Origin of the sequence: Stappia sp. 28M-7 (genome assembly GCF_014252955.1) — a bacterium.
Classification (GTDB): domain Bacteria; phylum Pseudomonadota; class Alphaproteobacteria; order Rhizobiales; family Stappiaceae; genus Stappia.
Map to the genome: position 1 here is coordinate 4,168,287 of NZ_JACMIA010000001.1, position 13,900 is coordinate 4,182,186.

Consider the following 13,900-nt stretch of genomic DNA (forward strand, 5'->3'; position numbering starts at 1 on the left):
GTCCCCCGCCAGGAATTTTCCAGGAACCGCCATGTCCCGCTCCGCCATCCTGAATGTCATGGTCCAGGCCGCGCTGAAGGCCGGTCGCAGCCTCGCTCGCGATTTCGGCGAGGTCGAGAACCTGCAGGTCTCGCGCAAGGGCCCGAGCGACTTCGTGTCGGCCGCCGACATCGCCGCCGAGAAGATCGTGCGCGCCGAGTTGCAGAAGGCGCGCCCGAGCTACGGCTTCCTGATGGAAGAGTCCGGCGTCATCGAGGGCGAGGACCCGCAGCATCGCTGGATCGTCGATCCGCTCGACGGCACCACGAACTTCCTGCACGGCATCCCGATGTTCAACGTCTCCATCGCGCTTGAGCGCGAAGGCGTGATCGTCGCCGGCGTCATCTACAATCCGGCGATGGACGAGCTGTTCACCGCCGAGCGCGGCCGCGGCGCCTTCCTCAACGACCGCCGCCTGCGCGTTGCCGCCCGCAAGTCGATGCCGGACTGCGTCATCGCCACCGGCATCCCCTTCCTCGGCGTCGGCGACCATGCCCGCACGCTGAAGGAACTGCGCCACGTCATGGGTGAAGTCGCCGGCATCCGCCGCTGCGGCGCCGCTGCCCTCGACCTCGCCTGGACCGCTGCCGGCCGCTTCGACGGCTTCTGGGAGCACGGCCTGTCGCCCTGGGACATGGCAGCCGGCCTGCTGCTGGTCCGCGAGGCCGGCGGCTACGTCACCGACATCAACGGCGGCGAGAAGATGTTCGAAACCCGCTCGATCGTCGCCGGCAACGAGCAGGTCCAGGCCCAGCTGCGCGAGCTTTTGAAGAACGCTCGCAGCTGACGGCTGCCCCTGCGGCAGGACCGCCCGCCGACATTACGGCTTTTCAGGCCGGTGAAAATCACGCTATCAAGGGCTTGTCCTCAACAGGGAGAAGACAAGCCGTCATGGCGCGTGCCTATGATCCGTACAGCCTGTCCAGTCCCTGGGTCTATCTGATCCGGATGATCATCTTCCTGGCGGTGGTCGCGTTCATCGCGCTGATCCTGTACCGCCAGATCGCCACAGCCTTCATGAGCAACCCCGGTCTCAACGGACTGATCATCGGCACCGGACTCGTCGGCATCCTGCTCGCCATCCGCCAGGCGATCCGCCTGATGCCGGAGGTGAACTGGGTGAACGGCTTCCGGCTCGGCGACCCGGGCATCGAGGTTCGGCGTCCGCCGGTACTGCTGGCGCCGATGGCGACGCTGCTCGGCAACCGTGCCGGCGATACCATCCTGTCGCCGGCGACGACCCGCTCGATCCTCGATTCCATCGGCATGCGCCTCGACGAGGCGCGCGAGATGGCGCGCTACCTCACCGGTCTCCTCGTCTTCCTCGGCCTGCTCGGCACGTTCTGGGGCCTGCTGCAGACCGTCGGCTCGGTCAACATCACGATCCAGAGCCTCGATGTCGGCTCGGGCGATGCCAATGTCATCTTCGAGGACCTCAAGGCGGGCCTCGAAGCCCCGCTTGCAGGCATGGGCACCGCCTTCTCGTCCTCGCTGTTCGGCCTCACCGGATCGCTGATCCTCGGCTTCCTCGACCTGCAGGCCGGCCAGGCGCAGAACCGCTTCTACAACGAGCTCGAAGACTGGCTGACCACGCTGACCGACATCGAGCCGGAAGACAGCGCCGGTGGTAGCTCCGGTCTCGTCGAGCTGCGCTTTGCCATCGACAACCTGCGCAAGGCCGTTTCCGAGGGCGGAGGCGGCGCGGGGCGCAATGCCGCCGTTGCCATGGCCAATCTCGCGGAAGGTATCCAGGGTCTCGTCCAGCATGTGCGCAGCGAACAGCAGATGATGCGCGACTGGGCCGACGAACAGTCCGAGCAGCAGAAGCGCATCGAGCATCTGCTGAAGACCATGTCCACCGCCTTCGAACGGATCAAGGACGAGGCCAAATGAGCCGCCTCGCGGGGAATTGGCGCAAGATCGCCCGATCCGCCGGGCTTCCGACTGGCGGGCACCCGACGCCGAAAGGGCTCTAGACCATGGCCGGCACGCGAATGAGGCGTCGGGACGGACGGACGGACTACTGGCCCGGCTTCGTCGATGCCATGGCATCGCTGCTTCTGGTCATCATCTTCCTGCTGTCCATCTTCGTGCTCGCCCAGTTCTTCCTCGGGCAGCAGCTGTCGGGCCGCGACACCGTTCTCAATCGCCTCAACGCCCAGATCACCGAGCTGACCGAGTTGCTGGCGCTGGAGCGGGCCGGAAGCCGCGATCTCCAGGACACCATCGCCACCCTCACCGCCAATCTGACGGATGCCGAGGCGGAGCAGCAGCGCCTGCAGGGCCTGCTCGATGCCTCCTCCGACCGTGCCAGCCAGACCGGCGGCGCCCTTGCCGGCATGGAAAGTGCGCTTGAGGAAGAGCGCCGGCTGTCGCAGCGCGCCCTGTCCCAGGTCGAACTGCTGAACCAGCAGATTTCCGCCCTGCGCCGCCAGATCGCCGCGCTGGAGGATGCGCTCGATGCCTCGGAAGGGCGCGACCGCGAAAGCCAGGCCAAGATCGCCGATCTCGGCCGCCGGCTGAACGTGGCGCTGGCCCAGCGCGTGCAGGAGCTGTCGCGCTACCGGTCCGACTTCTTCGGCCGCCTGCGCGAGATCCTGTCCCAGCGCTCGGATATCCGTGTCGTCGGCGACCGCTTCGTCTTCCAGTCGGAGGTGCTGTTCTCCTCCGGCGCCGAGACGATCAATCCGGCGGGCGAGCAGGAACTGCAGAAGCTTGCCGACGCGATCAAGGAGCTTGCCGTCCAGATCCCGGCCGAGATCAACTGGGTCCTGCGCGTCGACGGTCATACCGATGCCCGCCCCCTGTCGGGAACGGGGCGCTTCCGCAACAACTGGGAGCTCTCCGCAGCGCGCGCCATCTCGGTCGTGCGCTACCTGATCGATCAGGGCGTCGATCCCAAGCGCCTGGTCGCCGCCGGCTTCGGCGAATTCCAGCCGCTGGAGGAAGGCGACAGCGACGAGGCGCTCGCCCGTAACCGCCGCATCGAGCTGAAACTGACCGAACGCTGATCGCCGGCGCCCGAAGCCGGACGCTGCTCGTTCCGCAATCCGAAAAAGCAAAAAGGCCGTTCCCTATCCGGAAACGGCCTTTTTTCATCGGAAATCGCTGAAGTCAGCTCGAAACAATGTCGCGCGGCATATGACTGACACGCGATGAGCGACTTAATAGTCGTCGTCGTCCTCGTCGCGGGGCTTGCCCTTGAGCGAGTTAAGCTTCGCGAACACCGCGTCGGCGTCGATTTCCTCGTCCTTCGGCTGCGAAGGAGCGGGACGGGCGAAGGCGGCTGCCATCGCGTCCTCCGAGGTGGTCTCGTCGACCGGCAGCAGCGTCTCTTCGTAGTGCTCGCCCTCGGGCCGCGGCGGCAGGTTCTTCGAGGCCTTCTCGACTTCCATGTCCAGCTCGATCTGGCTGCACAGGCCGAGGGTCACCGGATCCATCGGGGTCAGGTTGTTGGAGTTCCAGTGGGTGCGCTCGCGGATCGCCAGGATCGTCGGCTTGGTCGTGCCGACCATGCGCATGATCTGCGAATCCTTTAGCTCCGGGTGGTTGCGCACCAGCCACAGGATCGCGTTCGGGCGGTCCTGGCGACGCGACACCGGCGTGTAGCGCGGTCCCTTCCGCTTGCTCTCCGGCACGCGGGTCTTCGGCTCCTGCAGCTTCAGCCGGTAACCGGTGTTGCCCTGCGCCTTCTCGATCTCCTCTCGGGTGAGCTGGCCGGTCATTACCGGATCGAGACCTTTGATGCCCTGGGCGGCCTCTCCGTCGGCAATGGCTTTCACCTCAAGCGGGTGGAGTTTGCAGAAATCGGCAATCTGGTCGAAGCTGAGAGACGTGTTGTCCACAAGCCACACGGCCGTCGCCTTGGGCATCAAGGGAGTGGTCGCCATGTGTAATGCCTCCTGTTCGCTCCGCCGGGAACCGCACTTGTAAGCGCAGGAGCCGGCAAAGCCAAAATCATCTGTCGCATGGAAGGGGAACTTTCAGGCTTATACGCGTTCCCCTTCATGAAATCAAACATGGATCACGTCGCGGCTTCGGTCAAAAGGACGATCTTGCCGATGTGTCCGGAGCTCTCCATTCGCGCATGTGCCGCAGCGGCGTCCGCGAGCGGGAAGGTGGAATCCATCACCGGCCGCACCGTGCCGGACTCGATCAGCGGCCACACCTTTTCGCGCAGCTGCGCGGCGATCGCCGCCTTGAACGCGGCCTCGCGCGGGCGCAGTGTCGAGCCGGTATGGACCAGCCGCTTGACCATCAGCCGCGAGAAATTGACGTTCTCCGCGATGCCGTTCAGCGTCGCGATCTGGCAGATGCGTCCTTCCACGGCCGCCACCTTCCAGTTCCGCTCCACATAGTCGCCGCCGACCATGTCGAGGATCACCTCGACGCCGTGGCCGCCGGTCGCCTCCAGCACCACCTCGACGAAGTCGGCCTTGTTGTAGTTGATCGCATGGTCGGCGCCGAGCTTGCGCACAGCCTCCGCCTTGTCTTCCGAGCCGACCGTGGTGAAGACTTCCGCGCCGAAGGCCTTCGCCAGCTGGATCGCCGTCGTGCCGATGCCCGACGTTCCTCCATGCACCAGGAACCGTTCGCCCGCCTTCAGCCCGACCCGGTCGAAGACATTCGTCCACACGGTGAAGAACGTCTCGGGCAGCGCGGCCGCCTCGGCCATGGTGAGGCCAGCAGGCACGGGCAGCACGCTGCCGGCAGGCGCGGCCACATATTCGGCATAGCCGCCGCCCGGCACCAGGGCGCAGACCTTGTCGCCCTTGGCAATGCCCGAGACGTCGGGGCCGAGCGAGACGACGGTGCCGGCAACCTCGAGGCCCGGGATATCGGTGACGCCCGGCGGCGGCGGATAGTGGCCCATGCGCTGGATGACGTCCGGCCGGTTGACGCCCGCGGCCTCGACGCGGATCAGCACCTCGCCGGCTGCCGCCGCCGGGACGGGGCGCTGCATCGGCGCCAGCACATCGGGCCCGCCGGGTGTCTCGAAACCGATTGCCGTCATCATGCGAGGTGTGTCGCTCATCGTGCCAGTCCTCCTTCGGGCCGTTATAGCGTCCCGGTTTAAGACGTCCCGCAAGGCCTGACAATTGACGAGAGCATGATCGGACGGACATCCTGACGCCGGTCGGGGCCTTGCGGATACTCAGGAGGAGAACGCGAAAATGCAGGACGAGTTCGAATCGAAGACCAGTTCCCTCGCCTCTCCGGTCGTCGTGGGCGAGGATCTGTCGCGACTATCTGTGGATGAACTGACAAGGCGCATTGAGCGGTTGACAGAGGAGATTTCCCGCACCGAGCGAGAGCGGGACGCTCGCGGCGGCGTGCGCGCCGCTGCCGATGCCCTGTTCCGCAAGTGATCGCATGATCGGCAGCGGCACAGTTAACTCACGCTATTTACTTCAAATTTGACTTTGGGAGCCTTTGCGTCAAGCAAGCAGATTCACTAAAAATTTAGTCATTTACTATTTATTAAGCTTTCTAATTCATAACTGTGGGTATCCAGTCATCTGGATTTCGAGTGGCTCCTGTCCACTCTGTTTGACGCCTCCCTGTTAATGACTTCGAGCCGCGGACACCGCGGCTCTTTTTTTGCCGGCTCCTTCGGTGTATCCCCTGTTGCGTGCCTACCCGCCTGCGCCAGACGGTGTGGCACGCCGATTGCACGATACACTTTGACCCGACCGCAACGCCCCGATTTGGGACATTTGCCCTGCCAAGGCCTCGCAGAAGCGCCGGCAGACACCGCGGTTGCAAGGTATTGAGACAAAGCTGGACAGGAGGCACTGGCGCATGACGGACTGGTTCTCATCCACACGGAGAAGCACCATCGACTTCGCCGACCGGCTCGCCAATTCGGAAATGTTCTCCGCACTTTTCCGGGATGGCATGGCCCTGGTCGAAGAGACCGCCGCTTATCTCGACGGCGAAGGACGGGTGCAGTCGAAGTCGCTGCCGCGTGCGGGCTCGCTCGCCTATGCGACGGAATCCATGCGCCTGACCACCCGGCTGATGCAGATGGCCTCCTGGCTTCTGCTCCAGCGCGCCGTCAACGAAGGCGAGATGTCGGCCGAGCAGGCCGGCAGCGAGAAGAACAAGGTGCGCCTCGACACGCTCTCCTCCACGCGCGGCGGACCCGGCTGGCAGGAGCTCCCCGAGGAGCTGCGCGACCTGATCGAGCGCTCGGTGCGCCTGCAGGAGCGGATTCAGCATCTCGACAGGATGATCTACGAAAGCCGCCACGCGGAGCCGGTGCCGGTCGACAATCCGGTCGCGATCCAGCTCGACGTGCTCAGCGCCGCTTTCGGCGGGCGCGGCAGCTCGCTCGGCTAAGGCAGGCCCTTCGGACAGGATCGGCCCCCAAAGGGCCATCCTTTCGAAGCGCAAACCCGGCCGCGGGAACGACAGCAGATCCCTTGCGGACTGCCCGCCACCGCGGTACCGGCCTTTCCAGCGCCGCAGATTCTCGAAAACACGACGCGAAACGAAAAAACCCCGGAGCCTGAGGCATCCGGGGTTTTTCGTGTCTTGTATCCACCCGGCAGGGCGGAGCGGATTTCCGGGCAATCAGTTGCCCAAGAAACCGGCGTACTTGTTCTTGAAGCGCGAGACGCGGCCGCCACGGTCCATGAGCTGGCGGTCGCCGCCGGTCCATGCCGGATGGGTGCGCGGATCGATGTCGAGCTGCAGCGAGTCGCCGTCCTCGCCATAGGTCGAGCGCGTGTGGAACTCGGTGCCGTCCGTCATGACCACCTTGATGGAGTGGTAGTCGGGATGAATGTCCTTCTTCATCTTCTCGTCCCCGTGCCTGCGGCTTACACCGGCCCTGGGGAGGCGCGGCGCATTCATGTTGGAGTTGTCGGCGTGTCCCCGTCCGTCGGGCAGGACAAGCGCGCCCGGTGGCGTCGTGTCACAGCTTCTTGACGAAGTCACGGATTCGTTGGCGGGCCACGCAGGCAAGCGCGCAGCACCTGAAACCTTGAGCGCGAGCCTATAGCCCATCCATCGGCCGAAAACAAGGCCGCAAAGCCGAGTTTCCGCCGCCGCCCGTCAGGGCCCCCGCGACAAATGCGACCGCTCGCGCAGGTTGGCCTTCCCGCCTCGAACCGGTATGGTCCGCCAGGCATCCGGCAGGAACAGAGAGCAAGAACAAGCGTGTCCCGATACGGCTCCCCCTCAACGCCCGACCGCGGCGGCAAACGCGATCTCAGGCCACTGGCCACCCTTCTTCCCTACCTGATCAAGTATCGGGGCCGGGCTCTCCTCGCGCTTCTGGCGCTGATGGGTGCGGCCGGGACGACGCTCGTCCTGCCGATCGCGATCCGCCGGATGATCGATTTCGGCTTCGGCGCGGACGACCCGTCCCTCGTCGACAATTATTTCTCGGTGCTCATTCTCGTCGCCGCCGCGCTCGCGACCTTCTCGGCCCTGCGCTACTACATGGTGACCTCGCTCGGCGAGCGGATCGTCGCGGACCTGCGGGCCGACGTCTACAGCCACATCATCCGCCTGTCCCCCGGCTATTTCGACAGCGCCCGTTCCGGCGAGATGGTCTCGCGTCTGACGGCCGATGCCACCCAGGTCAAGTCCGCCGTCGGCGCCAGCGCGTCGATCGCCATGCGCAACCTGATGATGTTCCTCGGCGCCTCGGCGATGATGGTTGTCACCAGCCCGCGCCTGTCCATGTTCGTGCTCGGCGCGATCCCGGTCATCGTCCTGCCGCTCATCGCCTTCGGCCGCAGCGTGCGTCATCGCTCGCGCCACGCGCAGGACACGCTGGCCGACGCCTCCGCCTATGCCTCCGAGACGCTCGGTGCGGTCCGCACCCTCCAGGCCTTCACCAACGAGGCGATGGCCAGCCTGCGTTTCGGTGGCAGCGTCGAGGAGGCCTTCCGCGCCGCACGCACGGCGATCTTCGCCCGCGCCCTGCTCACCGCCTTTGCGATGTTCATCATCGCCGGCAGCGTCGTCACGGTGCTGTGGGTCGGTGCCAGCGACGTGTTCGTCGGCCGCATCACCGCCGGCGAGCTCGGCCAGTTCCTGCTCTATTCGATCTTCGCCGCTGGCGCGCTCGGAGAGCTCAGCCAGGTCTGGGGCGAAATCTCGCTGGCCGCCGGCGCCGCCGAGCGCCTGTCCGAGCTGCTGAAGATCGAGCCGGAAATCGCCGCCCCGGCAAACCCGGTGAAGCTGCCGCCGCGCCTGTCGGGCGCGGTCGGGCTCGACGGCGTCTCCTTCGCCTACGGCGCGGGCGGCGGGCTGCCCGTGCTCATCGATGTCAGCCTCGATGTCGCGCCCGGCGAGACCGTCGCCATCGTCGGCCCGTCCGGCGCCGGCAAGTCGACGCTGTTCCACCTGTTGATGCGCTTCTACGATCCCACCAGCGGCACGGTGCGCGTCGACGGCACCTCCTTGCGCGACTGCGATCCGCTCGACCTGCGCCGCCAGATCGCGCTCGTGCCGCAGGACACCACGGTGTTTGCCGCCAGCATCGCCGACAACATCGCCTTCGGCCGGCCCGAGGCGACACGCGCGGAGATCGAGGCGGCTGCCCGCTCCGCCTTTGCCGACGAGTTCATCCGCGCGCTTCCCGAGGGCTACGACACCGCCGTCGGCGAGCGTGGCATCACCCTGTCGGGCGGCCAGCGCCAGCGCATCGCCATTGCCCGTGCCATCCTGAAGGACGCGCCGATCCTGCTGCTCGACGAGGCGACCAGCGCGCTCGATGCCGAGAGCGAGACCCTGGTGCAGACGGCGCTGGAAGGTTTGATGCAGGGGCGCACCACGCTCGTGATCGCCCATCGCCTTGCCACCGTGCTCAAGTCCGACCGGATCATCGTCATGGAGGGCGGGCGCATCGTCGAGAGCGGTACCCATGCCGATCTCGTCGCGCGCGGCGGCCTGTACGCCAAGCTCGCCAAGCTGCAGTTCGAGAGCGGGGCGCAGGCCTTCGACAGCCCGCGCGAGGATCGCAGCTCCGCCGCCGAGTAGAGCGCGCTCACTCTCACCCGCATACGAAAAGGCCGGACGCCTCGGGCGCCCGGCCTTTTTTCGTCGTGTCGAGCGGGATGGCCCGGCTCAGTCCTCTTCGGCGACCGGCACCGTATAGTTGAGCGGCAGGCGCCCGCCGTCGGCATAGAGCGTCTGGCCGGTCATGTAGCTGGAATCGTCCGAGGCGAGGAACGCGGCAACGCCGGCGATCTCCGACGGCTCGCCGACGCGGCCGAGCGGGGTGCGCGAGAGCACCCGCATGCGCGCCGCCTTGTCCGAGTTCACCGAGGCCAGCATGTCGGTCATGATCGAACCGGGGCCGATGCCGTTGACGCGGATGCCGTAGGGCGCCAGCGACAGCGCCGCGACCTTGGTCAGCTGGTTCATGCCGCCCTTGGAGATCGAATAGGGCACCTGGTTGGCGATGGCGAAGACCGCGTTCACCGACGACATGTTGATGATGACGCCGGGCTCGCCGCCCGCTTCCACCTTGTCGACCATGTGGCGAGCGACCGCCTGGGTGCACAGGAACGCACCCTTCAGGTTCACCGACAGCACGCGGTCGAAATCCGCCTCGTCAAGATCGAGGAAGTCGCCGCCGATGACGATGCCTGCATTGTTCACCAGGATGTCGATGTCGCCGAAGGCATCCAGCGTCGCCGCCACCAGGTTGCGCACGTCGAGCTTCTCCGCGACGTTGCAATGGACGTAGCGCACCTCGCCGAGGGCCTTCAGTTCCTCCTCGGCCGCCTCGCCGCGCGCATCGTCCACATCGGCGATGACCACCTTGGCGCCGTCGGAGAGAAACCGGCGCGCAATGGCGTAGCCGATACCGCCGGCCGCGCCGGTGACGATGGCAACCTTCTTTTCCAGGGACACGGGGTTCCTCGCTATTGTCTGTTCACGCAATTTCGGGACGGGCCACCCGTACCGGGCAGCCATCTCAGCGGGCGAACATAGGCCGCGCCGCCGCCGCTGTCGATGCACGAGCGGCAAAAGCGTCTGGAGAACCGGGGCCGCACGGCGGTGCCGGCGGTCCCGATCTCCCGGCAGTCCTCAGCCGGCGACCGGCAGGCCCCGCTCCTTCAGCGCAGCGGCGATCTCGTCGATGATCGCCGGATCGTCGATCGTCGCCGGCATCCGGTAATCCGCACCGTCCGCGACCTGACGCATGGTCGCGCGCAAGATCTTGCCCGAGCGGGTCTTGGGCAGACGCTCGACGGTGATCGCCAGCTTGAACGCGGCGACGGGGCCGATCTTCTCGCGCACCAGGGCGACAAGCTCCTTCTCGATCTCCGCATGCGGCCGGTTGACGCCGGCCTTCAGCACGACGAAGCCGCAGGGCGCCTGACCCTTGAGCTGGTCGGCAACGCCGATCACCGCGCATTCGGCCACGTCCTTGTGGCTCGCCAGCACCTCTTCCATCGCGCCCGTCGACAGGCGGTGGCCGGCCACGTTGATGATGTCGTCGGTGCGCGCCATGATGAAGAGATAGCCGTCCTCGTCCATCAGGCCGGCATCCGCCGTCTTGTAGTAGCCGGGGAACTCCTCCAGGTAGCTCGCATGGAACCGCTCCGGCGCATTCCACAGCGTCGGCAGGCAGCCCGGCGGCAGCGGCAGCTTGATCACCACATTGCCGAGTGCGTCCCTGGCGACCGGGTGCCCGGCGTCGTCCACCACCTGCACGTCGTAGCCGGGCATGGGCACGGTCGGCGAGCCGTGCTTGACCGGCAGCATGCCGAGCCCGACCGGATTGCCGACGATGGGCCAGCCCGTCTCCGTCTGCCACCAGTGGTCGATCACCGGCACGCCGAGCTTGTCCTCCGCCCAGGCGATCGTGTCCGGGTCGGCCCGCTCGCCGGCAAGGAACAGGGTGCGGAAGGCGGCAAGGTCGTAGTCGCCGATCAGCTTGCCTTCGGGATCTTCCTTCTTGATCGCGCGGAAGGCCGTCGGTGCGGTGAACAGGCTGACGACGCCATGCTCGGAAATCACCCGCCAGAACACGCCGGCATCGGGCGTGCCGATGGGCTTGCCCTCGAACACCACCGTGGTCGCCCCTTGCAGCAGCGGCGCATAGACGATGTAGGAATGGCCGACGACCCAGCCGACATCGGAGGCCGCCCAGAACACCTCGCCCGGCGCGATGCCGTAATGGTTCTCCATGGTCCACTTCAGCGCGACCATGTGGCCGCCATTGTCGCGCACCACGCCCTTCGGCTGGCCCGTCGTGCCGGATGTGTAGAGGATGTAGAGCGGATCGGTCGCCTTCACCGGGACGCAAGGCACCTCGCGCCCCTGCGCCAGCGCATCGCCGGCCAGCGCGCCAAGATCATGATCGCGCGCTCCGTCCAGCGCCGCCTCGGCCTGCGGCCGCTGCAGCACGAAACAGGCCTCGGGCTTGTGCCGGGACATGTCGATGGCCGCATCCAGCAGCGGCTTGTAGGCCACCACCCGGCCCGGCTCGATGCCGCAGGACGCGGCGATGATCGCCTTCGGCGTCGCGTCGTCGATGCGCGTGGCAAGCTCGCGCGCGGCAAAACCGCCGAAGACGACCGAATGAACCGCGCCGAGCCTGGCGCAGGCCAGCATCGCCATCACCGCCTCGGGGATCATCGGCATGTAGATGATGACGCGGTCGCCCTTGCCGATCCCGTGATCGGCCAGCACCGCGGCCATCGCGTTCACCCGCGCCAGCGTCTCCTCATAGGTGAAGACGGCCTTCGCGCCGGTGATCGGGCTGTCGTAGATGATCGCCGGCTGGCCGGGGCGTCCGCGTTCCACATGCCGGTCGAGGCAGTTGTAGCAGGTGTTGCACTCGGCGCCCGCGAACCACTGGCCATAGCCGCCCATCGAGGGATCGAAGACCTTGTCCCAGGGCTTGACCCAGTCGATCTCGGCCGCGGCTTTCGCCCAGAAGCCCTCCGGATCGTGCTTCCACGCATCGTAGACCTCGTGATAACGGCTGGCCATGGCCCTCACCTCCCTGTCGTTCCCGGTCGCACCGCCGCGCGGGGCCGCGCAGGCCGGACCTTTTCCCGCCCGTCACATGCGCGGGGGCCTCCTCGCCCCCGCCCGGCGACCGGACGTCTTCGACTGCGTATCTGCCGTCACCGAAAGGGGTAAGGCAAGCCTTGCGGCCCTATACATTCGGCGAATGGGAAGTTTGCTTAGGCGCGCGGCGTCGCCTCCCAAGCAACTCAACGTTCCCGCAACAGGCGGGAGATCGCCGCAATGCGCGGCATGGCCGCGTCCCTGACCGAGGCGTGGATCCGCTCGGGAAACCCTGGCGGCAAGGCCTGTTCCACCTCTTCGAAAGCACGCTCCGCCCTGCCGGCTACGTGCTCCAGCGCACGCAACGCCGTTCTTTCGGCAACATTGGCCAATCCGGCCGTCTGCGGAAAGTGGCGCGGCTGTATCTCGTCCACACGATAATGCCGGTTGCGGCCGGCAGACATGGCGAGCTTCATCTGCCGTTTCGCGATCTGACGAACATCCAGCAGCGGCTGGACAGTGAGGATGTCGTAGAACGGTGTCAGGCGAAACGCACCGGCCGGCCTCAGGAAGAGGCTGAAGTTTTTCGCATGCCCGTCCGTTGCTCCGATCGCCCAGAAGAAAATCTGGGCGGCCAGGAACAGTTCCTGATCCTCGAGCGGCGTATCGCTTCCCTTGAGCAGGTCGAGAATCTCGACCATGCCCGGCCCGCCGTCGCTCTGGTATTTGAGCGTCGGGGGAACCGACAGCGCCTGGCAGCAGTCTTCCTGGGGCAGCCGCAGCAGGCGGCCGTCCCGCGTCCGCAAACGGTCGAAGCGCTCGATCACCAGCGCTTTCGTCTCTCCGAAGACGCATATCTCCGCCGCATTGACGGCAAGCCCGAAGGCCTCGGCCAGTTTCAGGCAGTAGAACTCGTTCTCCACGCTGTCGGTGAGGTTGATCCCGCCGGGTAGCACCCCGATCTGCGTCTTGAAGATATGTGTCGTCGGCGTCGTGCCATGCGGTTTCAGCCAGCGTCCGTCATGGCGCAGAAGAGCGGTCTTTTCCTGGACGCCGGCAAGAGAGATCCGAAAATCTTCGTCCCGCTCGATACCCAGCGGTGCCCTTGCAAGGTTCCCCAGGACCCTTTCGACGGCAGCCTCGTCCAGGACTTCGCCATCCGAGGGGCCGTTCTCCTTGCGCTCCTCGTCGCCGGCAACGAACTGCAGGGCTCCGACGCAATCGCGGCCGATCCGCGACAGCATGGCGAAGGCATCGATCCCCCGCGCGCCCACCGTCTCGGCCACCCGTCGGCGCAGGGCGTCGGAATCCGGCAGCAGGTTCTCGAACACCGCAAGGACCGGCTCCCCGCGATAGGCATCCTCCCGTAGAGGCAGCGACAAGGACACCGGAACCGCATTGGCCCGCTCTAGCCACCCGGCGTCATAGCGGAATGCAACGCCTCCACCCGGCTCCTTCAGCAGAAAGCCGACGAGATGCCCATTCTGATAGACCCGCAGAGGCGGATATGTCGGCCGGCGCCCCATTATCCGAACAGATCTTCGAGATCGTCGGTATGTGACGGGCTGGGCTCACGCGTACTGATCCTGAAATCCAGATCGAGCGCAGCCAGGATGGCCAGCAGCGTCTCGATACGTGCGGCCGGATTGCCGGTCTCGATGAGCGAGATCGTACCCTGCCGAAGACCGGTCCGTTCGCTGAGCTCCATCTGGCTCAGCCCCCGCTTTTTGCGGACGCGCCGGATAATGCTGCCGATCTGCTTCGGACTGCGTGCAAGGTCGCTCATGCTGGCCTCCTCACAGCTTTATACGCCAAGCCCGATATCTGGCAAATATATAACGCAGCGTATAATCTATTTTTATACGCTAAAGCA

At 66.0% G+C, this 13,900-nt stretch carries 13 protein-coding genes; 6 read left to right on the plus strand and 7 right to left on the minus strand.

Features of this window, described 5'->3' with window-relative positions; all coding sequences use genetic code 11:
• Positions 1-31 precede the first annotated feature (31 nt).
• From H7H34_RS18715 to H7H34_RS18725, 3 genes are all read left to right on the plus strand, one after another.
• Positions 32-826: an inositol monophosphatase family protein gene (locus H7H34_RS18715; RefSeq protein WP_067218705.1), complete on the plus strand. Its 795-nt coding sequence runs from the start codon at positions 32-34 to the stop codon at positions 824-826.
• Positions 827-930: 104 nt separating this feature from the next.
• Positions 931-1,932 carry a flagellar motor protein MotA gene (locus H7H34_RS18720; RefSeq protein WP_185926088.1) on the plus strand — a complete coding sequence of 334 codons (1,002 nt, stop codon included), beginning with the start codon at positions 931-933 and terminating at the stop codon, positions 1,930-1,932.
• Positions 1,933-2,018: 86 nt separating this feature from the next.
• A complete protein-coding gene (locus tag H7H34_RS18725; protein ID WP_120269602.1) occupies positions 2,019-3,050 on the plus strand; it encodes a peptidoglycan -binding protein in 1,032 nt (343 codons plus the stop codon).
• A gap of 153 nt (positions 3,051-3,203) precedes the next feature.
• Here H7H34_RS18725 and H7H34_RS18730 read toward each other — a convergent pair whose 3' ends face one another.
• Both H7H34_RS18730 and H7H34_RS18735 read right to left on the minus strand, forming a co-directional pair.
• Positions 3,204-3,929, minus strand: a complete 726-nt coding sequence (locus H7H34_RS18730) for a DUF1013 domain-containing protein (RefSeq protein WP_120269603.1) — start codon at positions 3,927-3,929, stop codon at positions 3,204-3,206.
• Positions 3,930-4,063: 134 nt separating this feature from the next.
• Positions 4,064-5,074 carry an NAD(P)H-quinone oxidoreductase gene (locus tag H7H34_RS18735; RefSeq protein ID WP_120269604.1) on the minus strand — a complete coding sequence of 337 codons (1,011 nt, stop codon included), beginning with the start codon at positions 5,072-5,074 and terminating at the stop codon, positions 4,064-4,066.
• A gap of 139 nt (positions 5,075-5,213) precedes the next feature.
• Here H7H34_RS18735 and H7H34_RS18740 point away from each other — a divergent pair, with 139 nt between their 5' ends.
• Positions 5,214-5,408 carry a DUF1192 domain-containing protein gene (locus H7H34_RS18740; protein ID WP_185926089.1) on the plus strand — a complete coding sequence of 65 codons (195 nt, stop codon included), beginning with the start codon at positions 5,214-5,216 and terminating at the stop codon, positions 5,406-5,408.
• A 433-nt stretch (positions 5,409-5,841) separates the two neighbouring features.
• Complete coding sequence (gene rcdA, locus H7H34_RS18745; RefSeq protein WP_120269606.1) at positions 5,842-6,381, plus strand: protease adaptor protein RcdA; 540 nt, start codon at positions 5,842-5,844, stop codon at positions 6,379-6,381.
• A gap of 234 nt (positions 6,382-6,615) precedes the next feature.
• Here rcdA and rpmE read toward each other — a convergent pair whose 3' ends face one another.
• The gene (rpmE, locus tag H7H34_RS18750) at positions 6,616-6,840 is read right to left on the minus strand and encodes a 50S ribosomal protein L31 (protein ID WP_067218687.1); all 225 of its coding nucleotides are present in this window, start codon (positions 6,838-6,840) and stop codon (positions 6,616-6,618) included.
• Positions 6,841-7,116: 276 nt separating this feature from the next.
• Here rpmE and H7H34_RS18755 point away from each other — a divergent pair, with 276 nt between their 5' ends.
• Entirely contained in the window at positions 7,117-9,036 is a 1,920-nt protein-coding gene (locus H7H34_RS18755) for an ABC transporter transmembrane domain-containing protein (protein WP_185926090.1), read from the plus strand.
• Positions 9,037-9,123: 87 nt separating this feature from the next.
• Here the strand turns inward: H7H34_RS18755 and H7H34_RS18760 are convergent, their stop codons facing one another.
• The 4 genes from H7H34_RS18760 to H7H34_RS18775 all read right to left on the minus strand — a co-directional run bounded on the left by H7H34_RS18760 (position 9,124) and on the right by H7H34_RS18775 (position 13,813).
• A complete protein-coding gene (locus H7H34_RS18760) occupies positions 9,124-9,915 on the minus strand; it encodes an SDR family NAD(P)-dependent oxidoreductase (RefSeq protein WP_120269608.1) in 792 nt (263 codons plus the stop codon).
• Positions 9,916-10,092: 177 nt separating this feature from the next.
• Positions 10,093-12,006 carry a propionyl-CoA synthetase gene (locus tag H7H34_RS18765; RefSeq protein ID WP_185926091.1) on the minus strand — a complete coding sequence of 638 codons (1,914 nt, stop codon included), beginning with the start codon at positions 12,004-12,006 and terminating at the stop codon, positions 10,093-10,095.
• Between the two features lie 227 nt (positions 12,007-12,233).
• Positions 12,234-13,553, minus strand: coding sequence for a type II toxin-antitoxin system HipA family toxin (locus tag H7H34_RS18770; protein ID WP_185926092.1), 1,320 nt, complete (start codon positions 13,551-13,553; stop codon positions 12,234-12,236).
• Positions 13,553-13,813 carry a helix-turn-helix domain-containing protein gene (locus tag H7H34_RS18775; RefSeq protein WP_185926093.1) on the minus strand — a complete coding sequence of 87 codons (261 nt, stop codon included), beginning with the start codon at positions 13,811-13,813 and terminating at the stop codon, positions 13,553-13,555. Before H7H34_RS18775 ends, H7H34_RS18770 begins: the two co-directional genes overlap by 1 nt.
• Positions 13,814-13,900: the final 87 nt, after the last annotated feature.